The organism is Chryseobacterium sp. ERMR1:04 (genome assembly GCF_001297705.1).
Taxonomy (GTDB): Bacteria; Bacteroidota; Bacteroidia; order Flavobacteriales; family Weeksellaceae; genus Chryseobacterium.
Genome location: NZ_LIRF01000003.1, coordinates 870,614 through 886,071, shown reverse-complemented (window position 1 = coordinate 886,071; position 15,458 = coordinate 870,614). Strand labels below are relative to the sequence as shown.

Annotated in this window: 12 protein-coding genes; 9 read left to right on the top strand and 3 right to left on the bottom strand. The window is 33.2% G+C overall.

Annotated features, from left to right (window positions below):
- Positions 1–293: 293 nt before the first annotated feature.
- From AMQ68_RS04130 to AMQ68_RS04095, 8 genes are all read left to right on the top strand, one after another.
- Positions 294–2,531 (top strand): TonB-dependent receptor, encoded by a 2,238-nt coding sequence (locus AMQ68_RS04130; RefSeq protein WP_054509329.1) that lies wholly within the window; start codon positions 294–296, stop codon positions 2,529–2,531.
- Between the two features lie 617 nt (positions 2,532–3,148).
- Entirely contained in the window at positions 3,149–4,567 is a 1,419-nt protein-coding gene (gene gndA, locus AMQ68_RS04125) for an NADP-dependent phosphogluconate dehydrogenase (protein ID WP_054509328.1), read from the top strand.
- Positions 4,568–4,578: 11 nt separating this feature from the next.
- Complete coding sequence (gene zwf, locus AMQ68_RS04120; protein ID WP_054510018.1) at positions 4,579–6,060, top strand: glucose-6-phosphate dehydrogenase; 1,482 nt, start codon at positions 4,579–4,581, stop codon at positions 6,058–6,060.
- A gap of 26 nt (positions 6,061–6,086) precedes the next feature.
- Positions 6,087–6,797: a 6-phosphogluconolactonase gene (gene pgl, locus AMQ68_RS04115; RefSeq protein WP_054509327.1), complete on the top strand. Its 711-nt coding sequence runs from the start codon at positions 6,087–6,089 to the stop codon at positions 6,795–6,797.
- Between the two features lie 223 nt (positions 6,798–7,020).
- The gene (locus AMQ68_RS04110; protein WP_241775051.1) at positions 7,021–7,527 is read left to right on the top strand and encodes a RidA family protein; all 507 of its coding nucleotides are present in this window, start codon (positions 7,021–7,023) and stop codon (positions 7,525–7,527) included.
- A 799-nt stretch (positions 7,528–8,326) separates the two neighbouring features.
- A complete protein-coding gene (locus tag AMQ68_RS04105; RefSeq protein WP_054509325.1) occupies positions 8,327–9,067 on the top strand; it encodes a hypothetical protein in 741 nt (246 codons plus the stop codon).
- Positions 9,068–9,391: 324 nt separating this feature from the next.
- On the top strand, positions 9,392–11,236 hold the full coding sequence (locus AMQ68_RS04100; protein WP_054509324.1) for a chloride channel protein: 1,845 nt from the start codon (positions 9,392–9,394) through the stop codon (positions 11,234–11,236).
- A 473-nt stretch (positions 11,237–11,709) separates the two neighbouring features.
- Positions 11,710–12,102 carry a hypothetical protein gene (locus AMQ68_RS04095; RefSeq protein WP_054509323.1) on the top strand — a complete coding sequence of 131 codons (393 nt, stop codon included), beginning with the start codon at positions 11,710–11,712 and terminating at the stop codon, positions 12,100–12,102.
- A 109-nt stretch (positions 12,103–12,211) separates the two neighbouring features.
- On the opposite strand, the gene AMQ68_RS25790 is transcribed toward AMQ68_RS04095, so the two are convergent.
- The 3 genes from AMQ68_RS25790 to AMQ68_RS04085 all read right to left on the bottom strand — a co-directional run bounded on the left by AMQ68_RS25790 (position 12,212) and on the right by AMQ68_RS04085 (position 14,083).
- A complete protein-coding gene (locus AMQ68_RS25790) occupies positions 12,212–12,346 on the bottom strand; it encodes a hypothetical protein (protein WP_262483890.1) in 135 nt (44 codons plus the stop codon).
- 72 nt (positions 12,347–12,418) lie between these two features.
- Positions 12,419–13,165 carry a LytTR family DNA-binding domain-containing protein gene (locus tag AMQ68_RS04090; RefSeq protein WP_054509322.1) on the bottom strand — a complete coding sequence of 249 codons (747 nt, stop codon included), beginning with the start codon at positions 13,163–13,165 and terminating at the stop codon, positions 12,419–12,421.
- Between the two features lie 3 nt (positions 13,166–13,168).
- Positions 13,169–14,083 (bottom strand): sensor histidine kinase, encoded by a 915-nt coding sequence (locus tag AMQ68_RS04085; protein ID WP_160317961.1) that lies wholly within the window; start codon positions 14,081–14,083, stop codon positions 13,169–13,171.
- Positions 14,084–14,575: 492 nt separating this feature from the next.
- On the opposite strand from AMQ68_RS04085, the gene AMQ68_RS04080 reads away from it, so the two are divergent.
- On the top strand, positions 14,576–15,457 hold the full coding sequence (locus AMQ68_RS04080; protein WP_054509320.1) for a class I SAM-dependent methyltransferase: 882 nt from the start codon (positions 14,576–14,578) through the stop codon (positions 15,455–15,457).
- Position 15,458: the final 1 nt, after the last annotated feature.

Below are 15,458 nucleotides of genomic sequence, written 5' to 3'. Positions count from 1 at the left end.
ATGCAGAATGATAACTGCCATTTTTGTATACTCATGTTAATTAAACGGAATTCGCTTTCATTATATTTATTTAGACCAAATATTAATAATTTGCAAATGTAAATATAAAAATCAGTAAAAAGAGAAGTTGAGGTTTAATAATTGAGTAAAATCAGTTTTGTAATGCCGTAAATGATAGATTTGAAAATATTCTAAAATTCTAAAGAGTATTAGAATTTTATTTCTATACTTCAGATAAATTCAAAATTTTTACAGAATTGGGTTTCATTTTTGTGGCTTAATTATATAACGCTGTGAAACAAGTATCAATTATTTTTATTTTATTATTTACCCAATTGGTGAATGCTCAAACTACAAATTCAGGAACAATACCTGCAAAAGCAATTGATTCCTTATCAGGAAATCGAACTAAGACAATAGAAGGAATAATCATTGTTGGAAAAAAAAACATTGTTGAAAATAAAATTGACAAGATTGTATATAATGTAGCGAATGATGTAACCTCCCAAAGCGGAGCAGCGATTGATGTTTTGAGAAAAGTTCCGCAGGTAACCGTAGATGCTGATGGGAATGTAGAATTACAAGGGAATCCTAATGTTAGATTTTTGATCAACGGGAAACCTTCCAGTATATTTGGTAACAGCCTGGCAGATGCATTGGCTTCTATTCCAGCAAGTCAGATCAAAAGTATTGAAGCGGTAACAAGTCCCGGAGCAAAATACGACGCACAGGGAACCGGAGGAATTATTAATATTGTTCTGAATGAAAGCAAAGTAAAAGGAATCAATGGAATTGTAAACGCTTCTGCAGGAACACGCTTTGAAACAGGTTCTGTCAATCTGAATTTCAGAAATAATAATTTCAGCCTGAATGCTTTCTTCAGCGGAAATGCACAGTTGAAATCCAGAACACCTTTTTCTCAGGACAGAATTTCTCACTCAGCGACCAATGAAACCCGTTTGTTACAAAATGGGTATACCGATTTTCAAAGACATGGATACCGTACAGGCTTAGGTTTTGATTGGTCAATTAATAAAACCAATACCTTAAGCGGTTCTGTTTCTTATAATGATTTTGCCAACAAAAGCATTGGTTTCATCAACCAGGAGCAATATATTACCGATCTTTCTAATTCAAGTGAGCAGTCGATTATTGGCTATAGAAATTCATTAAACCGTTCTTCTGTTAATTCCATCGATGGAAATCTAAGCTACAGAAAGACATTTCAAAAAGAAGGTCAGGAGCTGACGGCAGATTATGTTGTAAGCTATGGCTCACCCAATAGTAATTATTTGCAAACGCAAAGCTTAACAGGAGGTTTATCTCCTTATAATGGTATTTCGGGGAGGAATCCCGGAACAGATTACACGCATAATTTATCCATCGATTATGTACAGCCGATCAATGATAAAGTAACGCTTGAAATGGGAACAAAAGCCATCCTTCAACATATTACCAATGCTACGGATGTCAATGTTTTAGACCCTTTATCTGGACAATATCAATCAGATCCGTTTCAATCTTACCACTTGAAATATGATATGGGAGTGTATGCGGCGTACCTTTCTTCTTCATTACAATTATTCAATTGGCTGGATGTAAGAGCTGGTGCGCGCTATGAATACACCACTGTAAAGATAGATTATCAGAATACCCATATTCCTGCTTATAGCCTTTTGGTGCCTTCTTTCATTTTATCACACAAATTTGAAAGTGGAGAAACGGTAAAACTTGCCTATACGAGAAGAGTGGAACGACCTGAATATTCTGAGCTTAATCCGTTTTTAAATTTTAGCGATCCTCATAACATCACAACTGGAAATCCTGGATTGAAACCTGAAATAGGAGACAATATGGAGCTAGGCTATAATAAGAATTTCAGCAATGGAGCGAATCTTTCACTAACGCTTACAGAAAGAATTAATAGTCAGGATTTAAAACAAATCACGACTTTTTACCCAATTTACAACGTAAACGGTACAGATTATACCAATGTATCGGTAGCTTCCAGAGATAATATTGGGAAAGAGTATAATTCCGGAGGTATTGTATCAGGATCTGTTCCTCTCTTTAGCAATAAACTCAATATACGTGGGAATATGATGGTGTTTCACAGATATATTGTGAGTGATTATTTTGGTAATGTGGATATGGGAGTTCGTTATCGATTCAATATAAATATGAATTATCAGTTTCCAAAAGATGTTATGTTGGAAATGTTTGGAAATTACAATTCTGCTGCTAAAAATATACAGGGTAAAAATCCTCAGTCGATCACCTACAGCATTGCAGCAAGAAAACAGTTTTGGAATAAAAAAGCCAGTATAGGAATTACAGCAACCAATCCTTTTAATAAATACATCAAGCAAGTAACAACAGTGGATACCAATGATTACAGCTCATATTCAGTCCGTGAATTACCACTTCGTTCGTTTGGAATAAGTTTCAGCTACAAGTTCGGAAAAATGGATTTTAAAAAGGAAAAAGATATTAGTAATGACTATTTAAACGGAGCTTCACAAGGCAATTAATACAATAGAACTATGATACTTTTACTCTTAACAATCTATTCTTTACTTAAGAAGAGCTTCATAAAAAATAAAAATTTACGTCAATGATAAATTGTATTTCAGCAAGAAAGTAAAATACGATCAGAAATTTATGCTACAAAATTTTGATAAAAACAGAGATAAGGAACAAATCTGGATCAGCTCCATTCCAATAAAAATATAGTGGACTAAAAAGGAGTTTGTTCAAATAAAATTAGAAATTAGTAGTCAATAGCTTTATGATTTGTTGATCACAATAATCTTTATTGGATTGATATTATTCTATAATACGAATTATTTCGATAATGCTGTTTTTTATTATGTAATAATCAGTTAAAAAGATATTGTTTTTCGCTTTTGTTAAAAATTTAGAAAAATCAATATTCAGAATGATCTATGCTTATTCATCTATCTTTTTATCTTGTTTACAAAAAAATAAATTTTAGAACTACGATAAAAAATAGTAAAACACTATCAGCTTATAAATGAGTGACATGTAAAAAGATAGGTGATTTTTTTCATGCTTTTATTTTTTTACTAATTAGCATTTCCGTAATTTTATACTCCGTAAAATAGAATTCATATAAATATCAATAAAAATGGATAAATATAATTACGGGATGGTTGGTCTCGGAGTAATGGGGAGGAATCTTCTGTATAATATTGCTGATAACGGTTTTTCGATTGCAGGATTTGATCTTGACGAAGAAAAAGTAAAAGAATTACAAGACGGTGCCACTTCAGAAATGAAGGTAAAAGGTACAGTGACTTTAGAAGATTTTGTGTCGGCATTGGAAACTCCAAGGAAAATCATTCTTATGGTTCCTGCGGGAAAACCGGTAGATGCAGTTTTGGAGAGTATTACGCCACTTTTAAGCAAAGGTGATATCGTTATAGATGCTGGGAATTCTTATTTCAAAGACACCAACAGACGTGTGGCTGATCTGGCTTCAAAAGAGCTACATTTCATGGGAATGGGAGTTTCCGGAGGTGAAAAAGGAGCAAGAACAGGTCCTAGTATTATGCCTGGGGGAGATCTGGAAGCGTTCCACCTTCTTCAACCTATGTTGGAAGCAATTTCTGCAAAAGTAGACAATGAAGCCTGTACTGCTTATATGGGGAAAGATTCTGCCGGAAACTATGTGAAAATGGTCCACAACGGAATTGAATATGCCATCATGCAGCTCATCAGTGAAGCTTACGATTTACTGAAAAGAGGAGCTAACCTGAATAACGATCAGCTTTACCAAGTCTTTAAAGAATGGAATAATGGTGAGATGAACTCATTTTTGATCGAGATCACGAGAGATATTTTCCACCAGAAAGATTCATTAACAGACGGTTCTCTTGTAGATCAGATTTTAGATAAAGCAGGCGCAAAAGGAACCGGAAAATGGACTTCCGAGCAAGCCATGGAAATTGGTGTTTCTATCCCGACTATTGATATTGCCGTTACTTCAAGAATTTTATCAGCGTACAAAGAAGAGAGAGTTCAGGCTTCTCAATTGTATGCTAAAAATGAAATTGCAACTCCGGAAAATATAGAATTATTTATCAAAGAAGTAGGAGATGCTTTGTATTTAGCGACCTTAATAAGCTATGCACAAGGTTTAGCCTTATTGGTAAAAGCATCTGAGGAATATCAATTTGAAATTCCATTAAAAGATGTGGTGAAAATTTGGAGAGGAGGATGTATCATTCGTTCAGTATTGCTGGAAAAATTCTACACAGCGTATTCTAAAGATTCTAATTTATCTAATATTTTATTAGACCAGGATATTTCTGTTATTGTTAAAGATAAAATCAGTTCGTTGAGAAAAACAGCATCTTTCGCTGCTTCAAACGGAATTTCAAGTTTAGGAATTCAGACTGCTTTAGGATATTTCGATGCCTATACCACAGAATCACTTCCTGTAAATTTAATCCAGGCTCAACGTGATTATTTTGGAGCACACACGTATCAAAGAATTGACAGAGAAGGTGTTTTTCACACTTCATGGCAAACAGCAACTCATTAAAATTCGGAAAAATGAATGAAAATAAAGCCTTGCACCCAACAACAATCATAATTTTTGGTGCTACAGGAGATTTGGCAAAAAGAAAACTTTTTCCGGCATTTTATAATTTATATATTGATGGTAGAATGCCCAAAGGTTTCAATATTTTGGCACTGGGAAGAGCAGATAATACCAACGAATATTTTAAAAATTACATTAAAGAAAATCTTGAAAGTTTTTCAAGAAAAAAGATAACTGCAGAAGATTGGGCAGGTTTCCAGGCTCATATTACGTATTTTCAAAATCAATTAGATGAGGAAAGTTCTTATAAGAATCTTCATCAGAAATTAGAAGATTTTGATAAGGTGTATGGAACAAGAGGGAACAGATTATTTTATTTATCAATCGGTCCCAATTTTGTTTCTACCATTTCCAATCATATCAAAAATACGTCATTAGCTTCCGATGCTAAAAAAGACCGTATTATTATTGAAAAACCTTTTGGTCATGATAAACAATCGGCAATGGAACTGAACAGTTTGCTGGCTGAGACTTTTGAGGAAGAGCAGATTTACCGCATCGATCATTATTTAGGAAAAGAAACGGTACAGAATATATTAGCATTTAGATTTGGAAATTCTATTTTTGAACCTTTATGGGATCATAAACATATAGAATCGGTACAAATTACAGTAGCTGAAGAGGTTGGAGTTGAAACAAGAGGTGCTTTCTATGAGCAAACAGGTGCACTGAAAGATATGATTCAAAATCACTTATTACAGATTCTGTGTATGGTTGCGATGGAACCGCCTGCTTCATTGGAATCTGGGGAGATTAGAGACCGTAAAGTAGATGTGCTTAAATCTATTCGCAGAATTTCAGCAGATCAGGTTGATCATTATGCGGTACGAGGTCAATACGGGAAAGGAAAAGTAAATGGAGTAGAGGCGAAAGGTTATCGTCAGGAAGATGGCATTGCTGAAGATTCTAATACAGAAACTTTTGCGGCAGTAAAATTCTATCTGGACAACGAAAGATGGCAAGATGTTCCTTTCTACGTTCGTACAGGAAAAAAAATGAAGGAGAAGCATTCTTATATTACGATTCAGTTTAAACCGCTTCCACATTCTACATTCTCAGAAAGTTCACAACATTTGTCGGCTAACAGATTGATCATTAATATTCAACCATTGATGGATATCAGACTGCAGTTTATGACAAAAAAACCGGGACTTTCATTAATTCTAAAGCCTGTTGAAATGATCTTCGATAATTTCGCTTGTCAGGAAGATACTCCCGAAGCTTATGAAACATTACTGTTGGATGCTCTTTTAGGAGATCTTACTTTGTTTATGCGTTCAGATCAGGTAGAAGAAGCTTGGGATGTGGTAAAAACCATACAGGAAGCATGGGAAAGTACTAAAGATTCTTCTTTTCCAAACTATGAAGCAGGAAGTTGGGGACCGAAAGAAAGTATTGCATTGGTTGAAAGACAAGGCCATAAATGGGTTTAAGATTATATTAATTTAAAAAGACGAAAATGAATATTACCGTATTTGATGATTTGGAGAAATTATATAAAAAGGCTGCAGATACCTTTGTTGATCTTTCACAAAAATCTATTCAGAAAAATAACCGTTTTGTTGTCGCATTAAGTGGAGGTTCTTCACCAAAGGCAATTTTTAAATTGTTAGCGACTCAGGAATATGCAGAAAAAATTGAATGGAATAAACTGTACTTTTTTTGGGTGGATGAAAGATGGGTTGCTTTAGATGATGAGAAAAGCAATGCAAAGATGACGTTTGAAGCCCTTTTTGATAAAGTTCCTGTGAACAAAGATCAAATTTTCCCAATGTATCAGGATGGAATACTTCCGGAAGAATATGCTGTGAAATATGAGCAGCAGATTAGAAATGTTCTTGGTGATGAAGGTGTTTTTGATTTTATTCTTTTAGGAATGGGAGACGATGGTCATACCGCTTCTTTATTTCCGGGTGAAGCCATTTTAGATGAAAAGGAAAAATGGGTTGCGGCATATTATCTAAAACCTCAGGAAATGTTCAGAATTACGTTGACTGCCCCAATCATCAACAAAGCTGAAAATATCTTGCTTGTTGCATTCGGAGAATCAAAAAAGCATGCATTGAATGAAGTATTGAACGGAGCATACAATCCTCAATTATATCCATTACAGCTTATTGATAAAAAAGAAAGCTTTCATTTGTTTACAGATGAAAAAGCGAAAGGGTAAAATACTATAAACATATAATCTTTAAACATTTTAAAGATACTAGGATGGACGAATCATTTATAATGGTTCGTCCATTTTTTATATAATGCTTTCAGTGATTTATTCAGAGTATATAAATTCAACAAATTTACTAGCAATAAAATAGGGAAACGTCAACATATGTTGATGATTTTGGAAATTATGAAATCTAAATTTGCTTCAATAATTCAATACAAAAAATATCATGAAACGTATATTATTGAGCCTGTCTGTCTTCTGTACAGGATTTCTTGCCTTTTCACAAAATACAAATCATCACAAAATAATGGATAAAAGTAATACCACTATAATCATCAATAAAAATCCAAAAGCGCTTTTTGATCCAACACCGTTTGCCTTTTCTCACTCTACCACCAACGAGGTTGATGGGAAATATGTATTTATATCCGGACAAAGCGGTGGAGAAGATCTAAAGCATAGCCTTTCTAAAGATTTTAGAACGCAGGTTAAGTATTCCTTAAAGAATTTGGAAACCGTGTTGGCAGACTATGGATTAGGAGTTCAGGATGTTCTTAAAGTCACAGTGCTTATTGTGGATCACGACCAGGAAAAGCTTAAGATATGGACAGAAGAGATGCACAAAAGCTGGGGAAATCATCAATTTCCTGCAAGTACTTTAATTCCGGTTCCAAGATTAGCATTAGATGATATGTTGATAGAAGTGGATGCTACTGCTTTTATTAAGAAATAAAACAATCAAATTATTAATGTAATAAAGAGCGGTTCATCATCATGATCCGGCTCTTTTTTATTTCAAATACTTTTATCAAATATGATGCTTAGGGTATTACATTCTTTAGATTAAAAATTACAAAATCTTGTGGAGCTTAAAAACAAAAAATCCCCTACGAGAAGTAGAGGATAAAACTAATAACCATGAAAACTCAAACTAAACATGAGTTATGTTTTACTATTGAAAAATTGTGCCAATAATCTGGGAGTATGCCTTTTTAACGTTATTTTAAGACTATTAGGCTGTTTTTAAGAAAGTGTTTATCAATAGAAGCTGAATTAAATATTATGAATTAATGATCGTCTTCTAAAAACTGCTGATCTTTATTCCAAAGCTTTTTACTTTTAATACAATTACTATGTACTATTTTTTTACAAGGCAAGAATGAACTCTAGATCTATAAGAGGTTGGAGTTTCTTTTTTTCATCACGCGTTTTTTTCTTTCTGAAGAAATAGGAATGTTTTCTTCTTCTTATCGAAATCTAGTGTGAAAAACACGGTAAAGTTTTACTTTATGGTAGATCTTTGTAATGTTATTTCTTAATTTTTTTCAGAGTTAATGATATATTTTTTGTTAACTTTTTAAAATTGAAATCTACATGATATGTGTTAAAGTGGTTGTAAGCTAGATGAATATGAATAAGTGTAAGGAAATATTTAATAGATAGGTGTTAATTCCATCTCTACTATTTCTTTGTTTAATAGATCTCTACTCAATAATAACTACATTTAAAAATACCAAGTCCAACTTAATATTATGAAAAAAAGCATGATTACTTATGAAGAATCTTTCAAACTAAATGATTCTGTTGTTTTGGCTTACAGTTCTATCGTTCCCGATTGGTTAGCGCTAAAAGATGAGGTGCTGAAAGACTTTATATATGAGGATTTTTTTGTTAAGGCAGAATATGATTTAGCAAATATTGAAGATGCTCTAAAAAAGAAAGCTAAAAGAGAATTTCATACATACCAAAAAATTATCAATAATAATTTAAATTATATCCCTTCTGAAAAAGAGGAGTGGATTGCAGAACATGAAGTTAAAATTGAATCTGCTATTCATGATTATTTAATTGTATCTACCACTCATTACTATTGTTTAGGAGCTGTTCGTGGAACAGCCAGTGATTATCACGTAACTGAGATTACCTACAGGATTTTTGACGTAAGGAAAAAAATAAAAGTTAATTTGTATGATGTCGTAAATCCCTCTATAAATTGGAATCAACTTATTAGAAGCGGAACCGATAGGACTCTTTTTAGAACCGGGCGTTTTAAAGGGGTAAATATAAAAGTAGATTACAATAAAGACACTACGGTTGAGAAAATTCCTGAACCACCATCTTTTTATTTTAATAAGGAGAAAATATATTTTCTATATCCTGCACTCGATCTGATAGATAGTGAAAGATGTGCCGTTCTTGAAATTTTTAAAAACTTTAATGATATGAAGTCTTATTTTTCTATGGAGTTTAAAAAAAGAATGGGAATTGAATGATATATCTAAAATCACTTATGGGAATCTAAACAATGATTTCGTTTGTAATGAAGAGTTTGAAAATTATACCGTAAATTTTGAAAAATTCATAGCTCAACCAATAAATTTAATTAAAATATAGAATAAAAATCAAATAATAAATTGAACAGCTATAGGTTTAATCCTTTGGTTGTCGGAACTTTATTTCTAAGCAGTACTTTGAGTGTTAAAGGCTGATCGCTGGTTTTTACACTGATTGAGAGGATGCTCTCAAAAAAAGACAATTTAATTCCCTAAATTTACATCCCGCTTACTAAATGGTGGAATTAAAAAACATTCAAACAAGTGAAAATTGATAATAAAAGAAAATACCTAAGTTTTCTAAAATTCAAAAGAGATTTTCAAAAATATGGTCTTGAAAAAGTACGGAGTTATGAGCTTATTCTCCATTGGCTAAGCAACAGGTTAAGCCGTAATCAGTTTCTCGTTCTTTCGGGTATTATTGTGGGATGTAGCGCGGGATTGGCAGGGGTTGTATTAAAAACTCTTGTTCACCATATTCATTATTTTATTACCAATGAGGTTCACTTTGAATATCAGATCTTATTTTATATTGTATTTCCTTTTTTGGGAATTGTAGCCACTACAAGCGTTGTTTTAACAATATTTAAAGGACAGGACAGAAAAGGAATTGGTGCTATTTTATATGAAATTGCACAGAATTCAAGTATTGTTTCTTCTGTTAAAATGTATTCTCAGATCGTACAGAGTGCGATTACCGTTGGGCTTGGAGGTTCTGCCGGACTAGAAAGTCCAATTGCTGTTACAGGTTCTGCCATCGGGTCTAATTTTGCTCAGACGTATCGTTTAAGTTATAAAGAAAGAACATTATTGTTGGCAGCAGGAGCAGCGGCGGGAATTGCATCGGCTTTTAATGCGCCGATTGCGGGGATTATGTTTGCTTTTGAAATCTTATTGACCGGCGTAGTTTTTACAGACTTTATTCCTTTGGTGGTTGCTGCGGTTTGCGGAAGTCTTTTATCGAGAATTTTACTTCAGGAAGATATTCTTTTCAGGTTTTATACCAGAGAACCTTTTAATTATAAAAACGTTCCTTATTACCTTATTTTAGGAATTGCAACAGGATTATATGCGAGATATTTTGTGGTAGTCTCTCAAAAAGTAGAACATTTTATAAAGGGTCTTAAGATGTCACGATTGCGAAAAGCAATGTTTGGTGGAGCGGTCTTATCCCTTCTTTGTGTACTTTTCCCTCCTTTATTTGGGGAAGGCTATGATACCGTAAAGGCTTTTACGAACGGAAACACGCATTCTATTATTGAAAACAGCTTTTTCAGATATTTTGAAATTAAGGAGTGGACAGTTATTATATTTTTAATCTTAGTATGTCTGTTAAAGGCTTTTGCTACGTCTTTTACCATTTTTAGTGGTGGTAATGGCGGAAACTTTGCCCCTTCACTTTTTGCAGGAGGTACGGTAGGCTATTTATTTGCTTTGATTTGTCAGCATCTTGGGTTTTCGGATGTTCCGGTAACCAATCTTGTTCTTGTAGGCATGGCAGGAGCCATGAGTGGCGTATTGTATGCTCCGCTCACCGCAATTTTTCTAATTGCAGAGTCTAGTTTTGGATATGACCTTTTTATTCCCCTAATGATTGTTTCTGTGATGTCATACCTCATCGCGAAATGGTTTTCTCCGATTTCTCCTGAATTGAAATCATTAGCAGATCAAGGAAAGATCTTTACGAATAAGCACGACAAGAATTTATTGTTTTCATTAAAAACAGAAGATTTTATCGATAAGTTTTCAGAAACAGTGAATGAAAATGCGTCTATAGCAGATTTGTTTGAGCTCGTAAAAGACGGAAACAAAAATATATTCGGAGTTATTGATGATGTTAAAACATTACGCGGAATCTTTACAATAGATGATATACGCCCTTTTCTATTTTCGGATACAGATACTTCGGCGAGTATTATTAAAATTATGAAAGCCCCTCCGGCCATTATTCATCCGGAAGATAAACCGTTAAAAATTCTTCAGATATTTGATGATACCGGGGTGTGGAATCTCCCTGTTGTAGATCAGGATAATAAATTTGTAGGCTTTATTTCAAAATCGTCTATCTTAATGAGTTATAGACAACTTTTAAAAGAGTATTCTGATTAATGAAATAATGGCTTGAAAGAAAATTTTTAGGATATTTTGAAAAGAATTGTTTGTAGCAAACAGTTCTTTTTTCGTATAAAAAACAGGGGCTTGGAATTGCCCCCGCAACACAAAAAACACGAACACAAATATGAGAGTGTATTCTTTTATAATATGAACTACAAATAGATTTTGCAGATACTTTTTGTCTTTGTTAAAGCAGGGACAAGGATGAAAAACTTAAGAAAAAAAGCCCCTGCTTTGTAATAATAAATGTTGCTATTTATATTTCAAATGTATTATGTTTGCCTTAAAGAAAGGGTACTGCATATCTACTGATATTGTTAATTTGGTGATAATTAAATGCTTAATTAGACGCTTTAGTAAAGATGAAGTAGGTTTTTTGCAGCAGGAATGCTTTTATGGGATTTTAAATCAATAAAATCATCAGTATTAAAAATAATAAAATCAATAATCAGAAGAATATAAAAGAAATGGATTATAAAGAAGGGGTAGAAAAAGAAATTTTAGATTTTCATGAGAATATTGAAAATTGGTTTACACAAAATACAACCCATAAAGAAGCTCTGCTTTCAAGTTTATTGCAAAATTTCCATCCTGATTTTAAAATGAAAGGGAGTAGAGGAAATGAATTGGATTACGACGGTTTTGCCAGTTGGTTGCCTACTGCTTTTGGCAGATTTTCAGAAATGGAAATTAAAGTTTCAGATATAAAAATTCAGCTTTCAGATAAACATGCGTTGGCTGAATATGTAGAAACTCAAAATGCCGATGGAGAAATGAATACAAGAAAGGCATCTGCCGTTTTTTTGCTGGAATCTGATCATAAGATTCGTTGGTATCATTTATTGGAAGAATGGATATAGAAATCAGTGAATAGTTGAATGTAAAAATAAGAGTAAGCCGCTCATTATTCACATAAAAAACCATCTGAACAAAACTTATGTCAGATGGTTTCAATTGTATAGAGTAAAATTATTTTTTTTGAATTTCCTCAGAGGGAGTACTCATTTTTCCTCCTTTTGTACCTCCTTTTTCAGTGAGGGGTGTAGGATTGTCTAAATCGGTCTTGGGTAATTGAGGTTTCCCTTTCTTTTCTTCTTCGCTCATATGAAATTGATTTAAGATGGTTATTGTATTTACTCTAAGCAAGATACATGTTATAAAATATTTTGAAGTGGATTAGATGGATGATGTAGGATTAGAGCCTTCATTATTTTTATTGGTGATCACTTTCCCTATCATGTGGCTCATGAAAATATCCTTGTAGGTTTGTCCAATGGGAATTTGGTTCTTTGTAAATTCCAGTTGCACAAGATTTCCATGAATCATAATAATAAATGGTACAGCAATAATGAATGATTTATGGATTCTCAAAAATTGGTCGCTGGGAAGTTTTTCTTCAAGTCCTCCGATATTAAGGAGCGCGGTCACTTGCTCTCCGTCTCGGGTATGAAAACAGACGTATTTGCCTTTTCCTTCTATGTAGATGATATCATTTATTTTGATTTTTAAGAGTTTACCTTTGTATTCTGTCTTTACCAATATAAAATCATCTATCTCTTTTTTAGGTGATGAAATTACTTCCTGTGCACGCTGTACAGCTTTAAGAAATCTAGGGAAGAAGATAGGTTTCAGAAGATAATCTACCACATTGTGATCAAACCCTTCCATTGCATATTCTCTGAATGCAGTGGTAAGAATCACCTTATATCTGTCATTCAACAATTGCAGCAACTCAATCCCAGACATTCCCGGCATTTGAATATCCAGAAAGATCAAGTCTACCTCTGTGGTATTCAGTACCTGTAGTGCTTCTGCCGGATTAGTAGCCGTGCCCACGAGTGTCAAAAAAGGGGTTTGTTCAATATGAAGGGTTAGCAGCTCTATAGCATGAGCTTCATCATCTACAACAATACAATTAATCATAACTTAAAGGTTGATAGTTATTTCATTTACATAATAATTTTCATCTTCTTTAATGGTAAAGGAATGTTTGGTTCCGTACATCAGTTGCAAACGTTGTTGCACATTACTTAGTCCTATTCCTTTGGAAGGCTCTTTTGGACCTTTTTTCTTTTTATTACTTACCAGAAAATAGATCTTATTTTTTGTAGCTTCCAGATGAATGGTTACATGGTTGTTTTCATCGTTAAGGTCGCCGTGTTTAAAAGCGTTTTCCACCAATGTTAGAAAAGCCAAAGCAGGAATATACGCATTATTAGGTTCTATATGTTCAGAATATTTAATGTTCAGGATATGATTAAACCTGATCTGATTCATCTCTATCACTTTTTTCATATGTTCCACTTCTAATGCTAAGGGGACCTTTCCAAGCTCATCCCACTCGTCCAGCGCATAACTCATGATTTCAGAAAGTAGCAGTACAGCGTGGGCAGCTTCAGGGTTGGTAGTTACTGTTTTAGTATAAATAAAACTCAGTGAGTTAAATAGAAAATGCGGATTGATCTGGTATTTAATCGCTGAAATTTCTGCTTTTAATTTTTGTTTTTCAAGTTCTTCTTTGCGTCTGTGTATTTCATATGATGTTATGATACCCGCAATAAAAAGAGCGATAAATATTTTTGAAACATCCAAACAGGCTGTATATAATAGAAAAAAAATGTTTGTATACGCTTGTTCTACAAAACCCTGGTTGATAATATCGAAATTCCAGAAATACTCATACGTTGTAAGAATTAAGAAAAATAATAAACTTTGTATACCTATTTTTTTCCAATTCTTGGTTTTTATTAAAGGAATGATGAGGAGATAAATCAGAACATAATAAACAATGGTACCCTTAAGGAGGACATGGATAATATGGATAGGGTTGTCTATTTCCATAAGCCTCCGAGTTGTATGTTCCCCTTTTAATATGACAAGGATTGCCAATATCGCTACAGCCCAAATTATATAAGCTAGTAAACTGAACAATATGGGTTTCCAGTGTTTTTTCATTAATTGCCTCATTTTTTGTATGTATTAAAATTAATCAATATAAAACTATTCTATATTGACGGTGTAATATTAGATCATGTAAGAATGATGATGAAATATAATACGCAAACACTAGGATTCTAGGCATCAACAATGGGATTGATATTGTTTTGGGTAAATGAAGAGGAGGTTTATATTCCTTTAAATCAAATTTTTTATAACCTGTTTTAATGGATAATTAATGAATATTTTATATTTAATTAAAGTCATTTGGTGTAAAATATTCGTTAAATTAGTAAATAATAAAGGATGGATGATGAAATGAGCGATTCAAATGAAGTGTAGAAATGTTAGTTTATAATAGATATTAGTTAACGATTCACAATTAAATAATAAGATATGGAAACAGCAATACTTCTTGAAAGAATGAATGAAATAATTTCTAATAATGGTCCCGTAATTGAAGAATTTGATGAACTTACAATGATGATTAATGGATTGGTTCATCAAGTGAGTGAAAACAGATTAACGCCTAATGAAATAACAGATTTAAAAAACAATTGCGAATTTCTGAAAGATCAAAAATCAATAGTGGGGCACACTTTTGCCAAACCTCATGGTTATGCGGGAGATTTTCATATTATTGATAAGTTATATACAAAAGAGGTTTCCTCTAAATTTTCAAAATGGGACAGATATACGGTCTCAATTTCTTCGGCAAAGGCGGTTAGAAACAGAAAAGAGTATTTTAAGGAAAAGGTATCTCAACGTTTAAAAGAAGGAGGATCTCTTTTGAATCTGGCGAGCGGGCCGGCACGCGACCTATATGAATTATATAATGAAAACCCTCAATTAGACATTGCAACCACTTGTGTTGAAATGGATGAGAAAGCCATTCTGTATGCGAAAATATTAAACCATCCTCATTTAGATAAAATTACATTCATCAAAAAGAATATTTTTCGTTTTCACACGGATCATAAATTTGATATCATTTGGTCTGCCGGACTTTTTGATTACTTTGATGATAAAGCATTCATCATGTTATTGAAAAGAATGAAGGAATGGCTTAAAGTGGAGGGCGAAATAATTATTGGTAATTTTAATGAAGATCATAATCCCACCAGAGCATATATGGAATTTTTTGGTGATTGGTATCTAAACCATCGCACTGAAGAACAGTTGTACCATCTTGCAAAACAGGCAGGATATGAGGAATCTAAGATGAACGTTGGCCGGGAGCCCGAAAATGTAAATCTATTTCTTCACTTAAAAATATAAA

What these genes read in the sequence shown, in the direction of transcription:
- gndA (WP_054509328.1), top strand. Translation starts at nt 3,149, where the DNA reads ATGGATAAATATAATTACGGGATGGTTGGTCTCGGAGTAATGGGGAGG.
- zwf (WP_054510018.1), top strand. Translation starts at nt 4,579, where the DNA reads ATGAATGAAAATAAAGCCTTGCACCCAACAACAATCATAATTTTTGGT.
- pgl (WP_054509327.1), top strand. Translation starts at nt 6,087, where the DNA reads ATGAATATTACCGTATTTGATGATTTGGAGAAATTATATAAAAAGGCT.
- AMQ68_RS04110 (WP_241775051.1), top strand. Translation starts at nt 7,021, where the DNA reads ATGAAACGTATATTATTGAGCCTGTCTGTCTTCTGTACAGGATTTCTT.
- AMQ68_RS04105 (WP_054509325.1), top strand. Translation starts at nt 8,327, where the DNA reads ATGAAAAAAAGCATGATTACTTATGAAGAATCTTTCAAACTAAATGAT.
- AMQ68_RS04095 (WP_054509323.1), top strand. Translation starts at nt 11,710, where the DNA reads ATGGATTATAAAGAAGGGGTAGAAAAAGAAATTTTAGATTTTCATGAG.
- AMQ68_RS25790 (WP_262483890.1), bottom strand. Translation starts at nt 12,346, where the DNA reads ATGAGCGAAGAAGAAAAGAAAGGGAAACCTCAATTACCCAAGACCGAT.
- AMQ68_RS04090 (WP_054509322.1), bottom strand. Translation starts at nt 13,165, where the DNA reads ATGATTAATTGTATTGTTGTAGATGATGAAGCTCATGCTATAGAGCTG.
- AMQ68_RS04085 (WP_160317961.1), bottom strand. Translation starts at nt 14,083, where the DNA reads ATGGAAATAGACAACCCTATCCATATTATCCATGTCCTCCTTAAGGGT.
- AMQ68_RS04080 (WP_054509320.1), top strand. Translation starts at nt 14,576, where the DNA reads ATGGAAACAGCAATACTTCTTGAAAGAATGAATGAAATAATTTCTAAT.